General features: G+C 45.8%; 21 protein-coding genes. 14 read left to right on the top strand and 7 right to left on the bottom strand.

The annotated features are described in order from the left end of the window. Positions 1-99 precede the first annotated feature (99 nt). Positions 100-1662, bottom strand: a complete 1563-nt coding sequence (locus IEX62_RS04800; protein ID WP_188774281.1) for an FAD-dependent oxidoreductase — start codon at positions 1660-1662, stop codon at positions 100-102. 288 nt (positions 1663-1950) lie between these two features. Here IEX62_RS04800 and IEX62_RS04795 point away from each other — a divergent pair, with 288 nt between their 5' ends. Next, positions 1951-2163: a hypothetical protein gene (locus IEX62_RS04795; RefSeq protein WP_188774280.1), complete on the top strand. Its 213-nt coding sequence runs from the start codon at positions 1951-1953 to the stop codon at positions 2161-2163. A gap of 239 nt (positions 2164-2402) precedes the next feature. On the opposite strand, the gene IEX62_RS04790 is transcribed toward IEX62_RS04795, so the two are convergent. Beyond that, positions 2403-2897 carry a pyridoxamine 5'-phosphate oxidase family protein gene (locus IEX62_RS04790; protein ID WP_188774279.1) on the bottom strand — a complete coding sequence of 165 codons (495 nt, stop codon included), beginning with the start codon at positions 2895-2897 and terminating at the stop codon, positions 2403-2405. A 576-nt stretch (positions 2898-3473) separates the two neighbouring features. Between IEX62_RS04790 and IEX62_RS04785 the strand changes: the two genes are divergently transcribed. After that, on the top strand, positions 3474-4052 hold the full coding sequence (locus IEX62_RS04785) for a VanZ family protein (RefSeq protein ID WP_188774278.1): 579 nt from the start codon (positions 3474-3476) through the stop codon (positions 4050-4052). 711 nt (positions 4053-4763) lie between these two features. Next, entirely contained in the window at positions 4764-6398 is a 1635-nt protein-coding gene (gene abc-f, locus IEX62_RS04780; protein WP_188774277.1) for a ribosomal protection-like ABC-F family protein, read from the top strand. 129 nt (positions 6399-6527) lie between these two features. Here the strand turns inward: abc-f and IEX62_RS04775 are convergent, their stop codons facing one another. From IEX62_RS04775 to IEX62_RS04755, 5 genes are all read right to left on the bottom strand, one after another. Then, positions 6528-7943, bottom strand: coding sequence for a DNA-binding protein (locus IEX62_RS04775; RefSeq protein ID WP_188774276.1), 1416 nt, complete (start codon positions 7941-7943; stop codon positions 6528-6530). 297 nt (positions 7944-8240) lie between these two features. Continuing rightward, positions 8241-9077: a hypothetical protein gene (locus IEX62_RS04770; protein ID WP_188774275.1), complete on the bottom strand. Its 837-nt coding sequence runs from the start codon at positions 9075-9077 to the stop codon at positions 8241-8243. A 57-nt stretch (positions 9078-9134) separates the two neighbouring features. Continuing rightward, positions 9135-9575, bottom strand: a complete 441-nt coding sequence (locus IEX62_RS04765; protein ID WP_188774274.1) for a hypothetical protein — start codon at positions 9573-9575, stop codon at positions 9135-9137. Positions 9576-9626: 51 nt separating this feature from the next. After that, positions 9627-10949, bottom strand: a complete 1323-nt coding sequence (locus tag IEX62_RS04760) for a hypothetical protein (protein WP_188774273.1) — start codon at positions 10947-10949, stop codon at positions 9627-9629. 27 nt (positions 10950-10976) lie between these two features. Next, positions 10977-12422 carry a hypothetical protein gene (locus IEX62_RS04755; RefSeq protein ID WP_188774272.1) on the bottom strand — a complete coding sequence of 482 codons (1446 nt, stop codon included), beginning with the start codon at positions 12420-12422 and terminating at the stop codon, positions 10977-10979. A gap of 1223 nt (positions 12423-13645) precedes the next feature. Here IEX62_RS04755 and IEX62_RS04750 point away from each other — a divergent pair. The 11 genes from IEX62_RS04750 to IEX62_RS04700 all read left to right on the top strand — a co-directional run bounded on the left by IEX62_RS04750 (position 13646) and on the right by IEX62_RS04700 (position 25540). Beyond that, complete coding sequence (locus tag IEX62_RS04750) at positions 13646-13873, top strand: hypothetical protein (protein WP_188774271.1); 228 nt, start codon at positions 13646-13648, stop codon at positions 13871-13873. A 592-nt stretch (positions 13874-14465) separates the two neighbouring features. Next, positions 14466-15065: a TerD family protein gene (locus IEX62_RS04745; RefSeq protein WP_188774270.1), complete on the top strand. Its 600-nt coding sequence runs from the start codon at positions 14466-14468 to the stop codon at positions 15063-15065. Positions 15066-15194: 129 nt separating this feature from the next. Beyond that, positions 15195-15773 (top strand): TerD family protein, encoded by a 579-nt coding sequence (locus IEX62_RS04740; RefSeq protein ID WP_188774269.1) that lies wholly within the window; start codon positions 15195-15197, stop codon positions 15771-15773. Positions 15774-15976: 203 nt separating this feature from the next. Further along, the gene (locus tag IEX62_RS04735) at positions 15977-17260 is read left to right on the top strand and encodes a TerD family protein (protein ID WP_188774268.1); all 1284 of its coding nucleotides are present in this window, start codon (positions 15977-15979) and stop codon (positions 17258-17260) included. 368 nt (positions 17261-17628) lie between these two features. Further along, the gene (locus tag IEX62_RS04730; RefSeq protein ID WP_188774267.1) at positions 17629-18837 is read left to right on the top strand and encodes an HpcH/HpaI aldolase/citrate lyase family protein; all 1209 of its coding nucleotides are present in this window, start codon (positions 17629-17631) and stop codon (positions 18835-18837) included. Then, positions 18779-20236 (top strand): phosphoribosyltransferase family protein, encoded by a 1458-nt coding sequence (locus tag IEX62_RS04725; protein ID WP_229685616.1) that lies wholly within the window; start codon positions 18779-18781, stop codon positions 20234-20236. The genes IEX62_RS04730 and IEX62_RS04725 overlap by 59 nt, the downstream gene beginning before the upstream one ends. Further along, positions 20229-21395: a cysteine protease StiP family protein gene (locus IEX62_RS04720; protein WP_188774266.1), complete on the top strand. Its 1167-nt coding sequence runs from the start codon at positions 20229-20231 to the stop codon at positions 21393-21395. The genes IEX62_RS04725 and IEX62_RS04720 overlap by 8 nt, the downstream gene beginning before the upstream one ends. After that, complete coding sequence (locus tag IEX62_RS04715; protein ID WP_188774265.1) at positions 21395-22234, top strand: HAD family hydrolase; 840 nt, start codon at positions 21395-21397, stop codon at positions 22232-22234. Before IEX62_RS04720 ends, IEX62_RS04715 begins: the two co-directional genes overlap by 1 nt. Continuing rightward, on the top strand, positions 22221-23276 hold the full coding sequence (locus tag IEX62_RS04710; protein ID WP_188774264.1) for an ATP-grasp domain-containing protein: 1056 nt from the start codon (positions 22221-22223) through the stop codon (positions 23274-23276). Before IEX62_RS04715 ends, IEX62_RS04710 begins: the two co-directional genes overlap by 14 nt. A 118-nt stretch (positions 23277-23394) precedes the next feature. After that, positions 23395-24204 (top strand): hypothetical protein, encoded by an 810-nt coding sequence (locus IEX62_RS04705; RefSeq protein WP_188774263.1) that lies wholly within the window; start codon positions 23395-23397, stop codon positions 24202-24204. 223 nt (positions 24205-24427) lie between these two features. After that, a complete protein-coding gene (locus tag IEX62_RS04700) occupies positions 24428-25540 on the top strand; it encodes a toxic anion resistance protein (protein WP_188774262.1) in 1113 nt (370 codons plus the stop codon). The last annotated feature ends 121 nt before the right edge of the window (positions 25541-25661 follow it).

Below are 25661 nucleotides of genomic sequence, written 5' to 3'. Positions count from 1 at the left end.
CTCATACAATGCACCTATAGGAAGGCGATAAGCAGGTGAGCAGGGTACCCTACTTTATGTAGAGCTACCCTACGATTCATAAATAGAATTCCTGCTTAATCAGCGCTTTTTTAGCGGCTCCGTAGGCGGCCCTTCTAGCACCTCACCTTTATAATCGAATCGTCCACCGTGACAGGGGCAGTCCCATGAGCGCTCAGCCTCATTCCACTGTACCTCACAGCCCATATGCGTACAGGTTGTATCTACCAGATGCAGATTGCCCTGGGGATCACGGTAAGCTCCGGTACGCTTACCACGCTGCCAGACCACTGCACCCTGATCAGGCTTGAGATCCTCCGCCTTATGCCGATTGAAATCGAGCTTGCCGGTAACCAGCTCCTTCGCTACCGTCATATTGTGCTCGACTGCTGTTTGCATTCGTTTGAGAAACGGAACTTTACGAGCAGGGTCGAATAGCTCTGCATACCGATTGTCGCGTCCCATGGCCTGATCGGTGAGCATGATCGCAGCGAGCGTCCCTGTAGTCATGCCCCATTTGGCATAAGCGGTACCGACAAGAATATTAGGCGTATCCGAGGTGAGCGGTCCAATACAGGGTAGCTTATCCAGAGAATACAGGTCTTGAGACGACCAGCGATAGGGAATATCATGCAGCCCGAATAGATTCCCTGCGAACATCTTCAGCTCCGCATAATGCATAATCGTATCGCCTTCCTGCCCGGTGCGGTGACCTTTACCACCAACAATAATATACTGCTGGTCGTCAAACGTCGCCGAGCGCAGTGAATGCTTTGGCTCGTCTGCACTAATATACATGCCACCTTCAAATGGCGTTTCCGCACGAATCGCCAGCGTGTACGAGCGCTCTGGCTGTAAGCGGGCAAAATAAAAGCCATTCTGGTCAGTTACCGGATAATGCGAGCCAGAGATCACCGTATCGCAGCGTATACCAAAGTCACGATCCTGCACGAGCAGGCGCGGACGCTCATCATTCTCGACCTCGCTGATCATCGTATTTTCATAGATCGTGCCACCGAGACGCAAGAACTCCAGTAGCAGAAATTTCAAATATTGTAGCGGATGAAAACGTGCCTGTCCCGGTAAAGCAATTGCACCTTCGATCGACAGCGGGATCGGTAGAGACTCCACCCATTCACCTGGCAAACCCAGCTCACGATAAGCGTCCATTTCTTTTTTGAGCTGCTTGAATCCGCTATCCTCATTCTCGGCATATATATAGGCTGTTTCCTCCTGCCAATCGCAGTCGATGCCGTTATCCTGAACGAGCTGCTGCATAAATGCCTTTGCTTCTTCTGCGCCCTCATAATAGAGCCGTGCCTGCTCATCGCTAAAATGGCTACGCAGATGATCATAGATCAGTCCATGCTGCGAGGTGACTTTCGCAGTGGTATGACCTGTCGTACCATTGAGCACCCGATCGCCCTCTACCAGCACAACCTTGCGTCCTTCCAAAACAAGCAAATAGGCCGCCGTGATTCCGGTAATGCCTGCTCCCACGACAGCAATCTCAGTATCCAGCTCCTGTTCCAGCGTGGGAAAGGTAGGGAACTCGGTTGTTGCTCGCCAGAAGGAATAAGGCTTCTCAGGCAACTCTGTTTCTGCTGTCTTGCGTGTGAGATCGCGATTCGAATCGTATTTCATAAAAGTCCTCCTTATTGTGGGTGATAGGTCGTTTTCGCTACCCCTCATTACCACTTTCAGGAAGAAGTCTAACCAGATCCAGCTTCGTACATGGTCAGCCCGTTGTTGAATGAGGTGATATCGTTCATATATCCAACACATCTATATACCGTAGCAGCATGTAGGAGGAGGCTGGAACATGTATAATAACAGCACATAGTCACCGATGCGCTGTTCTCTAGCTTGAGCGGCGACAGCAAGCCGATATCGGTGAAAATCAGAAGACTATAGAACAGGAGCTATTTCCCTATGAACATGAGAACGATGCTAATTATACGAGGCATTACCTGCCTTGCTATCATCGTGATTGCCTTTTCGATTATTTTGCGTAATCCTTCCAGCCCGGATCGGATCTATGCTTATGCACTGATGGTTGTCGCTGTGCTCGCTTTTGTACTGCCAATTCTGATTCAAAAGTTCATTCGCCGTACGATGCAAAAGCGCGGCAATGATCGGAAATAAGCCAGCGAATCGCAATGTGAGGAATGGAAGATAGCGCAATAAAAACACTAAAAGCCGTCATTCTCCAGTAGCCAGCTAGCTGCTCGAAAATGACGGCTTTTTTAGTGATGCAACATTCAAAATAACGAGCGATAGTGCGCGCATCGGTAGTAAAACGTGCTAGCCTAACCGCAACCGCAACCGCAACCGCAACCGCAACCGCAACCGCAACCGCAACCGCAACCGCAACCCAATTCCCCTTATCGCCGCAGCTCTTCCAGCGTCATCCGCCAGCGTTCGAGCACCTGCTCTGGCTCATGCAAACGATACGTTACGCCAGTTAATAGCTCAGCATATTTCGCTATATCCTCACGTATATGCTGGATTCTCGCCTGGAATCGTGCGCGTGGATAGGCTGCATCCGGTAGCTCAGGCAATGCTTCTGCCTGTAAACGTAACGCGTAGGACACGCCATCCACGACTACTGTCAGCAATGCCTTGCCATCTCGCAGCAGATGAGCTGTCGTATTCGTGCCTGTCCACAGTGCAATACGCAGGGTCTGCTTATCTATCGCCAGCACCTCACCTGCACTCACCATCGCCTGATGCGGATAGCCATCCTCGCTAATCGTAAGCAGTGGCATAGCTAGATGCTGCTTATGCTCCAGCTCCTGCCCATTCCAGAGCGATTGTAGCGTTGTTGGCAGTGAAGCAGGGGGCTGCTGTGAATCGGTATGAATCGTCTGATTATTCATGTTCGTAACCTCCAGTGCTGTAGCCTCTATTTTTGTACGTTGTATAACGTGATCTTATAGAATCTTGCAAAATATTGAATCGTATAGAGTAGGGTAATCAAGGGGAGAGCAAGGGCGATTATTCAGATGCTCTACTATGGTTACTAAGCCGAGCCGCTATATTGTTCTATTTACACTATGTTACCTCCGCTATAGGCCTGCCCCATTACACTATGTACACGATACATAGCTATCGTACAGGGAGCAACGACATTTTGCACATGGGAGCGCCAGCCTTTACAATAGCTCATAAGCTTAGAGCCACTCATAAGCTTAGAGCCACTCATAAGCTCAGAGTTGCTCATTAGGTTCGGGGTTACGTATTCGGTTATCGTTAGATCATCTTCATCAGTATTGCCTATATGTTTATAAACCAGCTTGCCAATTGTAGTCCATTGCATGTAACCGTTAAGAGTCCATGCTTCACAATATAACGGATCATATAACGAATACACCTGTACAGCTTCAACCGGGCTACTCACCCGATGGTCAATATATAGAACATAAAGTACAAATGTACAGAACAGGAGAGAGAGCATGCTCACATTTAATGCTTTTATCTGGGTAATTGGCTTGATGATCGTCGCAGCCTGCTTGCTGATTGCACAATCGGTCTACCGCAAGCCGGTATCATGGCTACTTGTCGCCGGATTATTCGGTATCTATATGCTTAATGTCATTCGATACACGTTTTTCCCTTTTCCGATTCATTCGCAATTGATCGAACTGATGCGTACAGCGATGGGGGAGCAGGGGATGGTGCGACTCAACCTGATTCCTTTCCATTCTCAGTATTACAGCTCGATCTTTCAGGATAAGTCCAATTATTTGAACATTGTGATGACCGTTCCGTATGGCATTCTGTTGCCGCTTTTAATACCGATGAATCGCAAGCGAATGCTGCTCTATGCGCTTGGTATTGGTATGACGATTGAGGTGCTACAGGGACTGCTTAATCTGGTGCTGGGCTACACGTATCGTACGGTAGATATTAACGATGTGATCTTTAATTTTATCGGAGCTATGATCGGCTGGGAGCTGCTGCGATTACTTTGCCAGACCACCTTTGGTAAAAAAAGGCTTGCCAGATGGCTTCCAGTCATGGTAAAAAAGTAATAACAACGACGTGTGAATCAGTCCATCGTTCCCGGGAAGGAACATGGGGTGCTGGATCAGACGTTATACCAAGGAGGTGAGGCAGGATGTTGAATTTCCCATTTTCTATGACGCTAGATTGCAGAGTGCAAGGCGTTTTTAGTATTTCAAACACATTTTACGAAGACGGGAGAAGTCTGTCCAAAAATGAATACTACAAAAATGGCGAAATGCCGCTCCTGCCTTCAGCCTCGGTCGGGTTATTTGAGTAACTGTTCAGCGTAATTGGGATACACCGCGAGTGTGTCGCACTGCGATAGTTTGCTGTACCTTTGTTGTACACCACTATTACAGATTGATGATCGCTGTTCGTCTGTGTTACAGACAACCACCGAATTGCTATGATTTAAGCCGCAGGTATGATTACCTGTGGCTTTTTTATATGTTTGCCGATGCTGACGCTAGTCTTGGATCATAGACGTCGCTAGAGTAAGGTTATCCGCTTGTTGTCCTTTTCGAGAAGCGATCTGATATCGTTACGATGCAGAGTCGAGGATCAAGCAAGCATATCCGGCAATCACAGCAAGCCTATGCCTATCGGCTGACAGGCGGTAGCGTGCATTTCTCCATCATCCACCATTACAAATAATTGGCACATTCCTGCCCATCTAACAATACCTTTGCAAAAGGCATATCGAGATGGTGGTATGCTGCCCGATGAGGAGAATATACATGTCTATTATGATCGCCTGTCATCAGGTACAACAATATTACGGAGCACAGCAGGTGCTATCCAGCGTTACATTAGAAATTCACAGCGGCCGCAAGGTGGGTCTAATCGGAATGAACGGAGCAGGGAAAACAACACTATTTCGCCTGCTATCCGGTCAGGAACGTCCCTATCAGGGCAATGTACACATTCAAAAGGGTGCCAGGGTCGGCTATCTCGCACAGGTGCCAGACTATGCCGCAGGCACGACCGTCATGACAATTCTGCGTAGCAGCTTCAGCGATCTGCTGGCACTACAGGAGCGGATGGAGCAGCTTGCGCTGCGTATGAGCGATGCAGATCAGAGCGAGCAAGCACTGGACAAAGCAATTCGCGATTATGGCGATGCCCTGGAGCGCTTCGAGCAAGCAGGCGGCTACGAAATGTCCGCCCGTATCGATAGCATTGCCAACGGTCTCGGCATTCCAGCTAAATATTACGACGAGCCTGTCGATAAGCTGTCCGGTGGCGAAAAGACGAGAGTGGCGCTAGCCGCCATGCTGCTGACCAACCCGGATATTTTACTACTGGACGAACCGACCAACCATCTGGATATGGAAGCCGTCGTCTGGCTGGAGAACTTTATCGCGCATTCCAGTGCAACGGTCGTCGTGATCTCACACGACCGCTATTTCCTCGATCGAATCGTACAGGAAATTATCGAGCTGGAGGATGGAGAAGCGACCGCCTACCCGATGAACTATTCAGCTTATCGAGATGAAAAGCAGCGCCGACTCGTGCGCCAATTCGAGGATTATCAGGAGCAGCAAAAGGAAATCAAGCGCATCAAGGAATCGATCAAGCGCCTGATCGATTGGGGCAATCGCTCCAATCCACCGAACCCCGGCTTCCACCGCCGTGCTGCATCGATGCAAAAAGCATTGGATCGCATGGAAAAGGTCAAACGCCCGGTCATGGATCAGGCTCGTATGGATCTGGAATGGCGTCAAAAGGGACGTTCGGGTGAACGTGTACTCGTACTGGAGCAAGTATGGAAAAGTCACGGCGAGCGCATGCTGCTTCAGGAAGCGAGCGCACTGCTACGCTATGGCGAGCACGCCACGATTATCGGCGGAAACGGAGCAGGGAAAACGACACTGCTGCGCATGATTCTCGGCGAGGATCAAACCGATGCCGGTACGATCCGAATCGGCTCTCGCGCCGATGTCGGCTATCTAGCACAGGAGGCAGCACCACCCGATGCAGGTGAAACCGTGCTGGAATGGTTCAAAGTACACGCCCGCATGGAAGAAGGCGCCGCCCGCGGACAGCTTGCCAAGTTCCTATTTTACGGCCCCGACGTCTTCAAAAAAGTATCCGGCCTATCCGGCGGCGAATGGAGCCGCCTACGCTTGGCGATCCTAATGCACCAGCGTCCGAATCTACTGATTCTGGACGAGCCAACGAACCACCTGGACATTTCTGCACGCGAGGCGCTGGAAGAAGCGCTGGAGGAGTTCCCAGGCACGATTCTCGCTGTATCGCACGATCGGTATTTTATTAATCGGATCGCGGAGCAGGTGTGGAATTTGCAGGATGGGGAGTTGAAGGTGACGATTGGGAATTATGAGGATTATAAAGAACATGAGTTGGTTTAAATGACAAAAGCCTGATCACTTAATTAAGTGATCAGGCTTTTGTCAGGTATAAATGAGAATTATGCACCAAGTCCATTACTTTGAGTAGTAATAACTGGACTTTGATGAATATTTCCAGAAGGAATTAGACTAATCAAACCTACTACTAGTACTAACGTATAAACTAGCTTTTTCATATTGGTTAGCCTCCTTTATAATTTGATTAAATAACTCTAATTGGTCTGAATTGGCTACATGTCTAAACTGTTCAAAGAGTAATACACGTTCCAGTGTTTTAGTTCTATTCGAAATATTGAAGGAGATACTTAAACTTTCGAGTAAATGATTTATGCCTTTAGTATAATTCTCTCGTCTAAATTCGTATACTGCTAATTGATAATAAAGATCTACATAGCGATTTATTGAATTAGTCTGGGAATAATAATTTTTATCAGAATGATCATAAGTTAGAAGGTTTTCTAGTAGCTTATTTACTACATTATCAATTTCAATATTATGTTCATTAGCGGATTGCAGTATTATGCTTAAACTTGGAAGAATTTCCAAGGGATTGGCATGAAGAAAATCAACGTACTCATTTAAATAAGAGAAGTCTCCAGAAAGTAAGTTTAAGTTGTGCATATTAGCTGTTGCAAAAAGTTTAAACTTCTCAACTTCTTTTATGCCTGTTTCATCAAGAATCTCAAACCAACTTAGGTCTGAGTATGAAGAAATTAATTTTTTTGCTTCGTCGTATCTTTTTAAATATTCTAATGCCAATGCTTTAATGAGATAACCTTGTCCATAATATACTACTAACCTACGCTCTGTATTGAGTTCGGGATAGTTACCAGTTTCTTGCTTATACTTTTTTTGTTCATTATAAACAGCATGACTCAAGCGAATTAGTTCGTCGCCACATCTTTCTAGGTAATACCAATTTTCCATTGTGTAATAGACACTAGCAAGTCTTAATAATCCATCTAACATGAATCTTTCAGGAAGTCTATCTCTAAAAGGTTCAAATCTAATCGTTGCTCTAAAGTTCTCTTCTGTATTTTCGCCAATCGAAGCCCGAAACACTCGATAATGCGCAATAGCGAGCCTCTCCGAATGCTGATGCTTCTCATTTTCGATAACGCATTCATAAAAAGGAATAGCTTCCTTCACTTTTCCTTCTTCATATAACTCTTCTGCCAATCCAAATACAGAAATCGTATTCGACAAATCCTCCATCAAACGATCAAGAACCGCCTGAATACAATCATAGCGCCCAATCTCTGTACATCGCAGTAAGAACGCTTTAATCCGACGCCAATCTGCTTTTTCGTTAATAAAACATTCATCCACATAATATTCATACATCCAGCCTTCTTCATGACCGAGTGCTTCAGCCATCAGATCGAGCTGGCGGATGGAAATGGATTTTGGCGGATTACCATTTAAAATACCGCTAATAATCCCGCGATTAATCCCGGCAAGCTTGCCGAAACTGCTAAGGGAGTGTCCTCGTTGACGTATTCCCTTTTCAATCTCCAAACGTATGGTTGTGGTGTTGGTAATCATAACCGAACACACCCCTTTAAGGTAAAAGTTTCCCGTGTATAGCGCCCCAGTTAACCCATGATTTCAAATTTATTACATTATATATTAGAGCTTGAACCATGGTCAATTACTTTTAATTGTGAAAAGGGAAAATAGGTATCGAAAATAGGAAACATCATATAGAGCTTTTCGATAAAGGTAAGTATATAAATTGCCAGATAAAAATATGATTCCATGCAAAAATAAGAATCACCACCGAAGTAGTAATTCTTATTTTAAGTAATTAATAATATGTCAAACATATTCAAATCTATCGCTTTAAGCTAAATAGAACTTGGAAATCTTCTCAAATAATTGAGTACTATCAAATGAATAGAGGCGATTATATTTTTCAATATTAGACTTTAATACAGATAATATATGCTCTAAATCATCCTTATTTTTTTTACGTTCAAAATAATATAAAGCTAATTCGTAATAAATATTAATATACCTATTTATTTCTACAATCATAGAGTAGCTTGTTATCCTTTGTAAATAATCTAAAATATTAGAAGGATAGATGATATGATGGTACTTTTCTAAAATTTCATCTATATCCCATTTATGCATATTGCTTGCCTTTATTATAATTGTCAAACTAGCTGGATGTTCTTCAGGGAAAAACTCAAGGTAGTCTACATAAGGCTTGAGGGCACTATAATTTCCTTGTAAGAGTTCCAGATTGTACCGATTACATTTGGCATAGATAGCATGTTTTTCTACAGAAATCCTACTCTCAGTATCTAAGGGATCTACTTTAGTTACCCAACTTAAGTCCTCATAATAAGGAATTAATTTTTTTGCTTCTTCATAATTGCCATTATGTTCCCATTTTATAAATTGAGCAGTATAACCCTTTCCAAAATAAACGATCAAAGGACGCTCATGTTTTTTTGTACTTATATGTGATTGTTTCGACTTTTCTTTATAAGCTAGATTTGCAGTGTTCACGAGTTCTTTTCCATACTTGTTTAGGACTTCCCAATCTTTAAGAGCATAAGATACATGTATCAATTGCGCCAGCGCGTCTAACTTCAAATACAGAGGCAATGTGTGGCGATAAGGGGCAAACTGAATCATGGCTTTAAAATTTTGTTGTAAATCTAATCCCAAATTCGCACGAAATAAACGATATTGACTTACTGCAAATCGCTCTGTATGCGGATTAGATTAATAATCTAGTACATATTGATAAAACATTTGCAAGTCAGCTTGAGATCCCTGCTCTATAAGTTCTTCTGCTAACTCAAAAATATAATTTACATATGCTGTTTTATCCTTCAAGGCGTCCAACATCATTTTAATCAAACTAACTTTATTCAATATGAGACAATGAGTGAGTAAATCTTTTACTTTCCGCCAACTCACATGCTCAATATCTTTTATCAACTCTTCTGCATATTGCTTATACAACCATCCTACGGGAAGATGAAGTGCTTCGCTCATCTGATTAAGCTGATTCATAGATAATGATTTGGTAGGAGGATCACTTAACGTGGAACTCAGTACGCCACGATTTACACCCGATATTTTGCTGAAACTACTTAATGTATATCCTTGGCGAATCAGCTCCGTTTTTAATTCATATCGCACACTTCGTAGATTTGTCATAGAACTACGCTCCTTTAATAATCTGTGCAGTTAGCGAGTGTTCCCTACAGATTAAAAGTAGAACTTATACAGCTTTTCAAATAATTCTGTACTATCAAAAGTATGAATTCGATCATATTTCTCAATATGTGATTTGAGAGTTGATAGTACGTGTTCTAGTTGTTCTGTACTTCCTTTGCGTTCAAAGTAATATAAAGCCAGATCATGATAGATAGTAGTGTAGCGGTTGAGTTCGATAAATATAGAATAATACGTTGTTGTCTGAAGGTACTGGGAAATATCAGGAGGATAAATCACATCATGATATTTTTCTAAGATATCATCAATATCCCAACCGTACATAATACTGGTTTTTATAATCACCTCTATGCTAGCAGGTTGCTCCTCTGGAAAGAACTCCAAATAATCTATATACGATTTAAGCACGCTGTTATTCCCTAGATAAAGTTCCGTATTATATCGATTACATTTAGCGATAATATAGAATTTTTCTAACTGAATTTTATCAGTAGGATCTGTGAACTCAAACCAACTTAAGTCTTCGTAATAAGAGATCATCTTTTGTGCTTCCTCGTAGTTACCGCTGTATTCCCAGCCAGCAGCTTGAGCAATATGACCTTTTCCATAATAAACCAGCAAAGAACGCTCTGCTTTCTTGATGCAAGAATACTTATATTCTGGCGGTGAATTGTATATCATCATAGTAGTAGCAACAAGTTCTTCACCATATTGTCTTAATTCCTCCCATTCTTTGAATGCAAATGCTACGTTACTTAATTGTGCCAAAGCATCAAGTTTCAGATGAAATGGCAAGGAATGTCTTTGGGGAGCGAATTGAATCTTCCATTTTAAAATTTTATGCACGTCTAAACCTAGACTAATTCGAAATAAACGATACTGACTTATCGCGAATCGTTCTGCATGTAAATTTGATTCGTGATCTAGAATGTATTGATAAAACATACTTAATTGGGTATCCTCACCTTGTTCTATGAGTTCCTCGGCCAAGTCGAAAATGTAGTTCATGTATGTCGCTGTGTCTTTCAGTGCATCAAGAACTGTTTGAATCAGATTCATTTTTTTGATTTGTATACAGTGAGTTAGCAAATCTTTGATTTTTCTCCAGCTGACAGTCTCTATATCAGCAATAAGTTCTTGCGCATATTCTTCATAGAGCCAACCTACAGGGAAATTAAGAGCTTGATTCATTTGATTAATCTGATTCATAGATAACGGCCTGGTGGGGGGATCATTTAAAGTTGAACTGAGTACTCCACGATTAATGCCAGATAACTTACTAAAGCTACTTAAAGTGTAGCCCTGGCGAACCAGCTCCATTTTTAGTTTATAACTCACACTTTGCTGATTCGTCATGCGACTACACGCTCCAATACTCTAATATTATTCAGTACTATTTTGATTGTCTCTCTTTACTTTGTGCAGTTTCATTGGTTCGCTCAATTCACGCAATTTTTTGAATAATTGCAAGCAATCGAGTATACGACCACGATTATATTTTACAATTGTAGTTTCCAGAGCAATCAATATGTTTTCTAATCGAGTGTCATAAACTTTATGATTGCAATAATATATTGCTAACTCATAATACATACTTACATAACGACTAATGATAATCGATTCGTCTCTGAAGCCTTGAAAAATAGCTGTATGAGTCAGGTCAGTATCGAGATCACCAACAATTTCGGCAGGATAAAGTAGACCTTCATGATCTGCTAAAACAAAATCTACATTCCAATGATGCTTATTCGCGGCTTCTAAAATGGTATGTAGACCAGTTAGTGCTTCTTCAGGATGGGCACGCAACAGAGCAGAATAGTCAGCTAAAACTTCTATATTTCCAGATAGTAGCTCGATGCTAAAGCGATTCAGTGAAGTAAAGAAACGAAAGCGTTCAATTTGCATTTGGTTCTGTGGATGATCATCTTCAAACCAGTCTAGATTTTCTAATTGATTCAATAAAGGTTTAGCCTCATCGTATCTTTCAGTGTATTCAAACGAACTAAATTGTATTGTCAATCCTTGTCCATAGTAATACACCAGCGGATGTTCGAGTAGAAGTGACCTTGGTGTATAGCCTTTCTTTATTGAAGATTGTCGGTAATCGTAAATTTGTTTGGCAAAGGTATATAGCTCGGTTCCATATTGATAGGTCGATTCCCAATCCTGAACTGTATAAAATACATTGCCAAGCTTTAATAAAGCTTCTAGTTTTAGAGGCACAGGCAACTGATTACGAAAAGGCTCAAAAGCAATAGCAGCTTTAAGATTATTCTCAATATTATGGCTGAGCGAGTTAGAAAATATACGATATTGACTAACAGCCAGTCGCTCAGAATGATAATTCCGTTCATTCTCAATAACACAGCGATACAGCACGATCGCAGAGCTATCCTGTCCCGCAGCTGAGAGCTCCTCCGCTAATTCAAACACATGACTAATATGGTTCGGGTCCTCCATCAGCAGCCCCAGTGTACGGCTGATCAAATCGTTTCGATCCAGCTCGATACAGCGCAGTAGTAAAGGACGAACGCGGCGCCAGTTCGTTTTGCCAGACTCGTTGAAGCATTCCTGGGCGAACTTTTCATACAGCCAGCCTTGGGGTTTATTCAGTGTTTGTACCATTTTATCCAATTGGTTAATGGACATCGGTTTGGGTGGAGAGCCGTTCAGGGTGGAGCTAAGGATGCCCCGATTAATACCGGATGCCTTGCTAAAGCTACTCAGGGAATAGCCCTGACGTGCGATTTCGGCTTCTAGCTCGTGGCGTAGTGTGGTGAAATGTTTTTGCAAGTGAATCACCTCTTTATGGTCATGCATAAACTTCATGCGGATGAAGCACCGGTGCAATACGTTGTCGACTTACTCATCTACTACGTAGCAATATAGCCTGCACGTTTCACAATTTTGTAAAATTTTTATAATCAAAGGGACATAACCCATACGTCAACATTTCCGTTTAACACATTTTGATTGCCATATCTTTATATCGACCCTGTACTCTATAAAGAAACGATAGTGCTCGAATACAAGACGTGATTTATTTTGCCAAAAAATGATAATTTTTATTATTATATAGGTTACCCAAAATCTCTAATGTACGTTTTTGGTAACTTGTTATATGGGATTTTTCGAATTCCAGTCAATTCACATTGATTCAAAAAAAAGGATGTGATTACAAAAAAAATAAGTCCGATTTTCGCAAACTGCTGTAATAATAGAAATTGTAAGACATGCAGGTCGGTACTTGTTGACTTGCACATTCTATTGCCTGGTCGTAACGTTTCACCAAAGCATGAATAAGGACGGATCACACGCGGCGGGGAAGGAACAGACTAACACATGCAGCGATAGAGAAGATGCATGTGTGGCTGTACTGGCAGCGTCCCGATCCAGTCTGGGAACAGTAGCTTTACCTATATCATAAGTACGTGTTTTTTATATCATAGAATACCCATAGCAATTCCGGTAGCCATATGGCTACATAGCTTTACGTGATAGCGTACGCTTAATGGAGTACGCGTAGCAACACATCATGTACATGCATGATGGTAAGATTACAGCGCATACACGCTGTAACACCTAGCTTCATGAGCAAGAACGCCTGAGCCAGGCACAGGCGAACGAGAGTGGCCCAGTACCGAATTGGTTGGGCTTTTTTTTACATGAATATCTTAAAATGAAGTCATTGTTTATGAAAGTTTTGCTGTATGTTTTTTGCAAACTGCTGTCATACTGAGAAATGTATAGTGATGCTATACATGGAGAAAAAATCTGCTCTACCCGTGGAAGCGCCCCAGCTTCTGGTGCAGGTTTGTCTCTTTGTCGTGGCCATGATGATGGTCTGTTTGCTCATTGATAATTTTCGACAAAAATGTAATGACTTAATTAGTCAATTATACACTGTTCGTGGTGTGGTAAATGTATAATAATGAGTTTCTGTGAGCGAAGATATGCATGTTCATAGACTGTCATTGGTTTTACCGTTTATGTCCTTCCGACTATGGGTATATCACACTCGGAAGTCTATTACATCTTTTGGAGGGTCCACCATGAACAGGCTTTTAGTAGCCTTTGTTATGTTTGTCCGGCAGCGGCTGATTGGTAACATCATTCCCGCCGTTATTATCTATTTGTTCTGGCTATACGGTCTGCAAAATAGTGCCGGTGAAGCGCTCGGTACAGCCATTGTGGCATTTGTACTGCTGTCGCTGGGGGATATGATCGCACTCTATTTTTTCAAAGGCAATGCGGTTAACCATAAGAAGCATGCCCGATAAATAAGGCTGTGGATGATCGTAGCTCTGTACAGCTCTCGATAACAGCACAACGTCTGTTAGTGATTGCTGTTACACTCTTATTCTAACGATTATGTCTCTATTCACTTCTACTAATTCTAGCTATCGAAGCTTATAGATCCCTGAACATCTTCATTATGAAGCGTCTGATTCCTGTAATCGGGCGCTTTTTACATACTGGGGAGCTCAGCTTTACATACTGACTCGCCTGGGTTTACATGCTGTTGATGCTTGCCGTTATCTAAAAGGGACGGCTTGTTTTTTTACTAACGTGTGAGAAAATAAAGATGGATTGACTGCCATTAATGATACATATTACCTGAATATTCCACGATGACGGAAGCTCTGTATGGCGAAATTTTCCTTTGCCCCTGTTGCTCTGCTAAGATGGAGATAGGGGATGATCGATGCTTGTACGAGCGATCATTTTCCCGCAGGACAGGAGCCGTCATCGGCGGCAGGCTAGCCCTGGATCAGCTGGGTCTGTTCTGCCTGATTTGAAAAAAATGAAACGATTGCTCAACCTGCACAGTATTATGTACCATTACGTGCAAAAAGGAGGCCTATCTCATTCATGACAATCAATCTCGTTAAGGGACAAAAGATTGACCTGACCAAAGGCCGCAGTGATCTGACAAAGCTGCTGGTTGGACTCGGCTGGGACCCTGCCGAAGAAAAATCCCGTGGATTGTTCGGCTTCAAAAAGTCTACGCCTAATATCGACTGTGATGCATCGGCGCTGATGCTTAGTGAAGACGACAAACTGCTGCGCAAGGAAAATCTGGTCTGCTTTTACAATCTGACCAGCGCTTGCGGTTCTGTAAAACATAGTGGCGATAATCTGACAGGCGAAGGTGCAGGTGACGATGAGCAAATCTCTATCGACCTGTCCAAAGTGCCGGCAGATGTGCATAAGATTCTAGTTGTGGTGAACATCTACCAGGCAGAGCAGCGTCGTCAGGACTTCGGTATGATCGCATCGGCTTATATCCGTGTAGCCAATGAGCAAACGGGTGAAGAGCTGGCGCGTTACAATCTGACAGATAATTATGCAGGTATGACCGCTCTCGTGACCGGCGAAATTTATCGCAGCGGCTCGGAGTGGAAATTCAATGCCATCGGTCAGGGTAAGCATGCGGCACATGTCGATATCCTTGCTCGTGAATACGTGTAAGTAACAAGGCTTGTGTTTTGCAATATCCGCAATAAGCTTAGGAAACAAGGCAAAACCTCTACCGTACATTAGCAATAACAGCAAATGGAATCACCTATACTTATATATTGAGAAAAGAGGGAACTTATTATGCCAATCAACTTGAGCAAAGGCCAAAAAATCGATCTGACGAAAACAAATCCAGGACTTTCCAAAATCACTGTAGGTCTGGGCTGGGATACGAATAAATATGATGGCGGCGGCGAGTTTGACCTTGACGTATCTGTATTCTGCACAAACGGCGCAGGTAAAGTAGCAAGCGACAAGGACTTCATTTTCTTCAATAACCCACAAAACGAGAACGGTTCTGTTATCCATAGCGGTGACAACCGTACAGGTGCTGGTGATGGCGATGATGAGCAGATCAAGGTAGACCTGCAAAGCGTACCAGCAACAACAGAGAAGATTGCTTTTACCATCACGATCTATGAAGCAGATACTCGCAACCAGAACTTCGGTCAAGTATCGAACGCTTATGTACGTATCGTAAACGATGCAACCAATGAAGAGCTGATCCGCTTCGATCTGGGTGAAGACTTCTCGATCGAGACAGGCGTAGTTGTAGGCGAGCTGTACCGTCACGGTGCAGAGTGGAAATTCAGCGCAATCGGTAGCGGCTATCGCGACGGTCTGGCTGGTCTGGTACGCGACTACGGTCTGCAAGCGTAATTACCATTCCATGGGCATGGCGAGGGGGTTATCCCCACGATATCGTCATGCGATAGGAGTATAATCGGATAATAACAGATATGAATATGTAGCGATTGTTCAGCCTAACCGCTCGCCATCGTTACAGAATAACCAATGACATACAGGGTACGTCCCTGTATGTCATTTTAACATCAGGCGATATCGTTGCAGGAGGTGGAAGCATGAGTAGTACGATCGTCAGAGGACAAAAAACAGATGTAACGAAAAATCGACCGGGGCTGTCACAGTTTAGCTTGTTGTTAGGCTGGCAGGCACCAGATGCGATGGAGCTGGATACATCGGCTTTTTTGCTACAGGCGAATGGACGTGTAGCGAGTGATGATGATCTGATCTTTTACGGTAATGCGGGCAATGGCTTTATTCGATACATTGAGCAGGGGAGCGGAACCGATCGTCGCCGCTTTGATATTCAAATTTCTTCAATTCCACAGCAGATCGATAAAATTGCGATAACATTGACGATTTATAATGCGGAGATACCCGGTCATACATTTAGCCGCATGCAGCAGATGTACATACGAGGTGTAGTCGATTCGGGACAGACCGAGGTGTTCCGATACAATCTGGAAGCTGGCTTTTCCAATGAAACGGCGATTGTGATTGGGGAGCTATATCGGTATCAGGGAGAATGGAAGTTTGCGGCTGTAGGGGCAGGATATTTTGGTGGATTACAGGAGCTATGTGGTAGCTACGGTGTGGAGGTTGAAGCACCAGCGGAGCCGCAGAGTACGTCTCCACCACCGCCACCGGCTCCGCCAGTTCAGCAGACCCCACCTCCTGTACCGCCATCCGCACCACCTGCTGCTCCTTCGCCGCCGCCCGCTCCACTGAATCTATCGAAGATTGAGCTGAAGAAAAAGGGCGATGTGATTAATCTACAGAAGAAGCCGGGCGGAGCGCTCGGTGAGCTGCTGATTAATCTGAACTGGAATCGGAAGCAGGGGAAAAGCGGTGGATTCTTTGGCTTTGGTGGTTCCAGTACGCAGGGCGCCGATCTGGATCTGGGCTGTCTGTACGAGCTACAGGATGGCAGCAAAGGTGTCGTGCAGGCGCTCGGGAATCGTTTTGGTAGTTTGACGATGGAACCGTATATTTCGCTGGATGCGGATGATCGCACAGGTGAACGTTCGAATGGTGAGAATATGCGCATCAATGGGAATCGTTTATCTGAGATTAAGCGTGTGCTGGTATTCTCCTTTATTTATGAAGGGATTAGTCGCTGGACGGAGGCAGATGGTGTAGTGACGATTCAGCAGCAGGGTGGGCCAGACATTATCGTTCGTCTGGATGAACCGGATAATCGCCGGACAATGTGTGCCGTGGCGATGATTCAAAATGTTGGTGATACGTTCAGTATTGAGAAGGTTGTACAGTATTTTAGTGGTCACAGGGAGATGGACCTTGCCTTCAACTGGAATATGCGCTGGACAGCAGGACGCAAATAATAGAGATCGAGCAAGTTACAAAACGCTCTCTACTTTGCCTTATTATCATGAGGAGTGAACGCTCAGCATGGTACGGACAAACGTCTTTGCTTGATCAAGGGTGCAGATCGTCGTTTGCCTGTTATTCAGCGCAAAAGACATGAACTGCATGAAAAGCTATACGGTATGGATTAAGCAAGTGGTATCCTTCCCGGCACCAGAACGTGCCGGATGACAAGCGTCCCTCCTGTTTGCACAAATAGGAGGGTTTTCGTGTTCGGTTGTCTGAACAAGCCGCATCGTGACAGACATCATGGAAATTGGGCTGCATGGAGAGATAGCCTTACGGAGTAGATTTATATGAGCTGGTGTATACCGGGAGGGGTAATATGCGTTATTTTAATTATTTATCGCAAGCGGAAGAACAGGAGTTATTTTATTCTTTGCCTGTAGACTATAACAATACATCGGAGCAGGAGTTACTAGCGTATGCGGTCGGCGCTGCGCTGTATTGCCCGGCTACACGTCCAACGATTGCTACGGATGTACTGTCTGGCAAGCATCTGGGCTTGACCTCATGGGTGTTCGATCTGGAGGATGCGATTGGGGATCAGCAGGTGGAAGCTGCGGAGATGTCCTTGACGGTGCAGATGCATCGTCTGCGTATGTCGCTGGAGCAGGACCCTGCGCTGTATAATCGTGTACCGCTAATGTTCATCCGCGTTCGCAGCGTGGAGCAGCTGCAGCGTGTGCTGGAGCGGATGGGGCCGTTAATGGAGATGATTACCGGGGTGATGCTGCCGAAGTTTGGCGCAGAGCAGGGTGAACGTTATTTTCAGACGATTGCGCAGTATAATCAGAGCAAGGATAGCTGTGCGCCGGTGCTGTACGGATTACCGATTCTGGAAACCGCTGAGGTGATCTATCGGGAAAGTCGGCTGGATGCACTGCTGGCAATCAAGCGTGTGCTGGATCAGTATAAGTCCTATGTACTGAATGTGCGTATTGGTGCAACGGACTTCTCCAGTCTGTTTGGATTACGTCGTAATCCAGATGTAACAATCTATGAGATTGCGCCGATTCGGGACTGCATTTCGGATATTATTAATTTGTTTGGCCGTATGGATGCACCGTATGTGATCTCGGGTCCGGTCTGGGAATATTTTGCCAGTGGAGAGCGCGTACTCAAGCCGCAGATTCGGCAGTCACCGTTCGAAGAAGCGTTGGGACCGGATGGACGTCGCCTGCGTAACGAGTATATTAATCGTCATGTGGACGGATTGATTCGCGAGGTGATGATGGATAAGGAAAATGGCATCGTAGGCAAGACGATCATTCATCCGTCACACATCCGTCTGGTGCAGTCCATGTACACCGTCACACGCGAAGAATACGATGATGCTATCGGCATTATTGAACGCAACAATGGAGAGCTGGGTGTATTTAAAAGCGGCTATTCCAACAAAATGAATGAAATCAAGCCGCATTTGAATTGGGCGAAAAAGGTGCTTGCCAGATCAAAAATATATGGGGTGCTGCATGAACAACAACATTTTATCTCCCTCCTCTCCGAGCAGGAACGAAGTGTATACGTATAATATTTTGGAGCAATTACAGGTAAAGGTGGAAGTGGAGAGCAATCCGTTTGGATTGCCGCTGGAGCGTCTATTTCAGATGGCAGCGCGCATTAATCCGAAACGCTCTTTTCTATTTGTTAGTCGCGTACTCGGCAAGCATCTGGCGGTTGATCCGTATGTATCGCTGCTAAGCGGAGCCGCCTTATCGCTGTTGCTGTATCGCGAGCTGGAGCAGACGAATGCAAATGACACCGAAGAAACGTCTGATCCACTATCTACGCTGTTGCCTGATATATTGAAGGCGTTAATGACAGGAGAAGATGCCAGGGAAGCCTATGAGCGTCTGATGGAGACCGGGCTGGTATTGACGAAGCCGGTATCATTTATCGGCTTTGCTGAGACTGCAACGGCATTAGGGCACAGCATGTATGCACCATTCCGTGGACAAGCATCCTATGTACACACCACGCGTCATGATGTAGCCGGTTTAACGCCAGTCATTACCTTTGAAGAGGAGCATTCTCATGCGGTATCCCATCGCTGTTATGCGCTGGATGCGGATATGATTGCAGGGCAACAGCCCATTGTGCTCGTCGATGATGAGGTGACGACAGGCAAAACGACACTGAATATTATTCGTGCGCTACATGAGCGTTATCCGCGCCCGACTTATTATATTGCTTCGCTGCTCGATTGGCGTAGTGAGCAGCATGTGCAGCGCTATGCTGAGCTGGAGCAGGAGTTAGACATCACGATCGTACCGTTATCGCTGGTCAAAGGGAGGATCACGGTAGACGGTCAGGCACAGCTTGTGCATCCACCATTTGCACCGATTGAGCTGGATGAGAGCGTTCCGGTTACCTATACCGAGCTGGACGATGTATTCCAGCAATTAAGCGGTTACCCGTCAGTAGATGGCGCTGGTATTCAGCATTATGCTCCATTCGTTCGCTGGACAGGTCGATTCGGTCTGACATCTGAAGAGAATGCTGTACTGGAGCAGGGCATACGTCAGACGGCTCATCAGTTATGTGCACTGCGAAAAGGAACGAATACACTCTGTCTGGGCACGGAGGAATTCATGTACATTCCGATGCGCATTGCTGCTGAGATGGGCGGGGGTGTAAAGTATCATTCCACAACACGCAGTCCGGTCTATCGCACAGCGGCAACGGATTATGCGATCTACAGCGGCAATATATTCCCATCGCCAGAGGATTCCAGTGTGACCAATTACGTCTACAATATTCCGTTTGGCGGATATGATGATGTGTTTGTTTTTCTGGAACGGAGTGTACCGGATGGGCATCTGGATGGACTGCTGAATGTATTGCGCTCACGTGGCTTCAAGCAGGTGAATGTAGTCATCTGTGGTTCGCACCGTGACTCGCAGGATGAAGGAGAGAATGGCGATGAGTGAGCCTACAGCACAGCAGGCGCAGACACAGTCTAACTGGGCAGAGCCAGCTTTGGCGGCACCTGTACCGCTCGGTAGCTACCGTGCCGACGATGTTGTCTTTTTGCTCAAGGATCTGAGTGATGTACAGCTGGAGCGTGGAACAGAGGAACGCGAGGAAGCGATTCAGACGGGTACGCATTATTCGGAGATGCTGCCAGAGGAATATCAGCCGACCGAGGAATATGTCGGGCTGTTCCATAAGGCATTGCAGCATTCGGCAACGCAGGTAGCGCTCGCAGCAGGCGTTGTGAGTGAATGTATTGTGCGCAAGCGTGGGCGACAGCTTGTCCTTGTCTCGCTGGCACGAGCAGGAACGCCGGTTGGTATTTTGATTAAACGTTATATGCAGCAGGTGTACGGACTGGATGTGCCGCATTATAGCATCTCGATTATTCGTGGTAAGGGCATTGACGAGAATGCGCTCAAATATATTTTGCAGCAGCATGGTACAGACGTGCAGCTTCAATTTGTCGATGGCTGGACAGGCAAAGGGGCGATTCGCCGCGTGCTGATGCAGGCATGTCGTCAATTTCAGGAGCGCTATGGTGTGCAGCTCAGCGATGATCTGGCAGTGCTTGCCGATCCGGGTCGCTGCTCGGATACGTATGGCACGCGTGAGGATTTTCTGATTCCAAGCGCTTGTCTGAACTCCACGGTATCGGGCTTGATGAGTCGGACAGTGCTACGCTCGGACTTGATCGGGGAACATGATTTTCATGGTTCCAAGTTTTATCGTCACTGGCTAGAGCAGGATCTATCGAATCTGTTCGTCGATCGGATTAGCGCTTGCTTCGCGACTGTGCAGCAGGAGGCCGTACAGCGTGCGACTGCACTGCTAGAGCAGCCTGAACCGGGCGATTGGCAGGGGATGGAGGATATTCGCTCGATTCAGGAGCAATTTGGACTGAGTGATATTAATCTGATCAAGCCTGGTGTAGGGGAGACGACACGCGTGTTGCTACGCCGTGTACCGTGGAAAATATTGATCGATCGCGAAGACAATCCACACTTACAGCATATCTTGCATCTGGCGCGTGAGCGTGGAGCGGATATCGAGATCAAGCCGGATATGACCTACGCCTGCTGTGGAATAATTAAACCGAGAGATGGTGACGGCTAATGCTGTTATATGCAAGTGATCTGGATCAGACGCTGATCTATTCGGAGCGTTCGCGTGGAATGGAGCTTGATCCGAATACGATGCTGCCTGCTGAGACGGTAGACGGACGAATAACGTCCCATATTTCCAAATTGGCGCTGGAGCGACTTCAGCGCATTGCCGAGCAGATTCCATTTGTACCGGTGACGACAAGGGTGATCGAGCTGTATGATCGGATTCATCTGTTTCGTGATCACGTCGTGCCTGCCTATGCGATCACCAGCAATGGCGCGCATATTTTGAAAAGTGGACAGATCGATAAGGAGTGGCACGCCTACATTATGGAGGATGTGCATAAGCTGTCTGCACCTGCGGATGAGGCGATTGCGGTGTTCCACCGGATTGCGCAGCCAGAATGGGTCGTAAGAGAGAGCTATTGGGAGGATACCTTTTTTTCCGTGCTTGTGAAACGAGAGGATATGCCCTATGAGCAGGTTATGGCGCTTGCGCCTGAGCTGGAGCAACTGGGCTGGGGGCTATCGATTCAGGGACGCAAGGTGTATCTGGTTCCTCTTCCAGTGAGCAAAAATCGTGCGATAGAGCATGTGAAGACATTATGTGGTGCAACGCATGTGATTGCCTCTGGCGATTCCTTGCTTGATCTTGGCTTGCTACAAGCGGCAGACGAAGCGATTGCGCCTGCTCATGGGGAATTATATCGTGCATATGGAACGGGAACGTTGAAGGAACTGCCGTTTGGCTTCACCGCACGCTCTGGCATTGTAGCAGCAGAGGATATTTTGCAATTTGTAGCGGATATTATGGACAGGGAAGGAAGCTATGCCAATGAGTACCGATAAAAAGATCCGAATCTGGTTTAACCGCAGCTTCGCGGTAGGCTATCATTATATTCAAGCGGTGCGTAACAATGAGGATGGTCTGCAATTTGAAATCTATGGTTCTCATCGCGATCCAGAGCATGTGTCCTTGCTGTCCTGTGATTATACGGAAGTGGAGCCGGTGCTGACAGGAGACGAGTACGCGGAGTACTGTCTTGATTTTTGCCGTCGGCATGAGATTGAGGTATTTGTTCCACGCTGGGGGATGCGTTATGTAGTTGCAGCAGCCGAGCAATTTGCGCAAATGGGCGTGAAGCTGGTGTGCTGTACAGATGCGCAATTGCTGGATGAGATCGAGGACAAGGGGAATTTCTTCCGGTCTGCGGATGAACAGCAATTGATGGTTGTACCGGAATATGAGGTTGTACATACGGCAGAGCAGTTCAAGGCTGCTTATGAACGAATTGAAGCGAAGGGATTGCGCGTATGCTTCAAGCCGACACGGATGGAGGGCGGCGTAGGCTTTCGCGTGATCAATAATGAATCCGATCCGCTGGAGGATCTATTTTCTACAGTTAGTGCGCGCGTTACATTTGACCATGTGTATCGCACATTGTCCAGCGTAGAGACATTCCCAGAGCTGATGGTGATGGAGCTGCTGGAAGGGCCGGAATATAGTATCGATTGCCTGGCTTCGCCAGAGGGCGAGCTACTCGCTGCAATTCCAAGACGCAAAAATGGCGGCAGATCAAGATTGCTGGAGCACAATGAGGAACTGCTGGCGATTGCGGCGCGGGTAGCAAGCTTCTACCGAATTCCTTATAATTATAATCTACAGCTCATTTATCAGGGGGATACTCCAAAAGCATTAGAGATCAATCCACGCATGTCCGGTGGGCTGCATATGTCCTGCTTAACAGGAATTAATTTCCCTTATCTAGCCGTGAAAATGGCGCTTGGTTATCCGGTAGAGGTTCAGCAGCCGGAATACGGGCTATTAACGACATATGTAGAGCAGCCACTTGTGATGCAGCGCGAGCATACCGAGCAGCCACAAGCCTGATCGATTCCGTTGAAGATATGTAGTATTTTTTATATTGTTTGCGCGGATGACGCAACCGACGGACATGTGTGTACGTAGCATAGTACATGAGAAATTTGCAGAGGCAGGTGTTTTTCAGATGAGTACAGGCAAAATCGTTGGCAAAACAGTGCTTGGTGGCGCTATAGGATATCTTGCCGGCTGTCTGGTCGGTATATGGACGCCCGATTACGTGACGCTGTTATTCCCGCTCGCTGGCTCCATCTATGGCGTAGTGTGGGCAGGGCGTTCGCAGCGTGATGCCGCGTTACCACCGGCACCGACACAGCCCCCTCTGTCCCAGCCACAGGCGCGACCGAATCAAGCGCCTGGTGCAAGTCCGTCCGGTCGTCCTTCGTTGCAGGAGCAATATGAGCAGGCGGCTCGTCAACGGGCTGCGGATCAGCAGCGTCATAGCGAGCAGGAAGCGGCAGCACGCTCAGCGAATACTGCACGTGTGCAGACATCGAGTGCACAGCAGGCTGCGGCAGAGTCAGCGAATAAGGGCAATATAGACGTGTTACCTATCTTCCATCCGGTGCTGGAATATCTCGGCGTACTGGAGGAAATGATTATTTCCGAGGGTCAGAAGCATAATCTGGATAACGAGATTGTGGAGAAGTCCTGCTCCTTATTTTTACGATTGCAACGTCTTATTCCGATTCTGTCTGAATTAAATAATGATGATATCAACCATACGATTAAGCGTCTAGTTATGAATGATCTGAATAGTGTGATCAATCCATTTTTACGATTAAGTGGCGAAGCAAAAACGAAAAATCGTCGTATTCTACTGGATGGATTAAAGGACGTGAACAACCGCGTGACCCAGATCGTGAAGACGATCGAGCATAAGGACCTGATGGAGCTTCAGTCCAGAGCGGAGCTATTGCATCATCGGTATTCTTGATCGGTAGTTTGAGTTATAGCACAGAGCGGTACCGATCATTCAATAATAGGAATCGTAGAGTCTCAGTAGAATGTATGCGCCATGTACGAGTAGCATCGTGGTAGCATCCAGCCATAGCATGATGAATGATGCAGTACAACATAGAGCAATAACGATGTGATAGCACTTCATTGCTACGTCATATCGATCCTGGCTGTATACCAGCCTTGAAGGAGATGATCTTATGGCAACACCTGCAATTTCGTTAAAAAAAGAAGATGAGCAAAAGGTAACCCAGGAAGCTAGCGTTATTTTGCAACAGGTATCTCGAGCGGATAATCTGAATCTGGATGGACTGATGGATGAGGTAGGCAAGCTGGGGATGCAAACGCAGGAGCGTGCTACACAGACGCTGCAAATGCTGGATCGTCCGGTTAACGATCTGATGTCCGGTAAGTCCAAGCAGGTATCGAATCTGATTCTGGCGTTGCGCGATGAATGTGAAGCGCTCCAGCAAAGTAAAAATGTAGGCTTGTTCGCCAAGCTGCTGCGTAAGTCCCCAATCAAAAACTATGTGTACAAATACCAGTCGGTTAGCAAAAACGTCGATGCGATCGTACAGGGTCTGCGCGATGGTAAAGACACACTGGAAGAAAATATGGTTAGCATGCGTACCCTCAAGCGTAACTCGCTAGAGGAAATCTACAATTTGCAATACAAGATCGCTATGGGGAACGAGCTGAAAAAGCTATTTGAGGCGGAGATCCAAAAACCGGAAAATGAGCACCGCAAAGTGTATCTGGAGCGCGGACTGCGTAAGGTCGTCACTCGCGTTCAATCGATGACCGAAAATATTATGCTGTTCAATCAGGCGATTGCCGCGACGGATATCGTGAATGATACGAATGATAAGCTGATCGACTCGGTTAACGACTCCGTTTACAAAGCGGCTAATCTGATCAAAATCTCTGCCATGATCGCGCTGGCAATTGAGGATCAGGATCGTGTAGCCAATGCGGTAGAGAGCGTCAATCAGACGATCGAGGATCAATTCCGTCAAAATGCACAGATGCTGAAAACGAACAGCGAGCGTTCAGCAGAGCTACTGAAAAAGCCGACCATGTCGCTGGAATCGGTCAATCAGGCGATTGCCGATCTGATGTCAGCACTGGATACATCCGAGCGCTCCAACCGTGAGATTATCGCTAGCTGTCAGGATTACACAGCGAAGCTGTCCACCATCAACGATCAGATGACACGTCGTCTCGGTCTGGAAAAAGCAGAGGCGAATACGCCCTCACCCTCGTCGCGTAGCATCGAGTCCACACGCGACCCGCTGGCAGACTTACTCCGTTAAGCATCGCGAGAGGCACCGCCATCGGTATAGTGAGAGCTATCAGGATGAACATACTTCTATACACCTAGAGGTAGATGTCGAGGTCGAAGTGGAAGTTGAGGTACATGTACACACTGATGCT

This window comes from Paenibacillus hunanensis (genome assembly GCF_014645615.1).
In the GTDB taxonomy this organism is placed as follows: Bacteria; Bacillota; Bacilli; order Paenibacillales; family Paenibacillaceae; genus Saccharibacillus; species Saccharibacillus hunanensis.
Note: the sequence above shows the minus strand (reverse complement) of the source record. Positions and strands in the feature narration are given on the sequence as shown.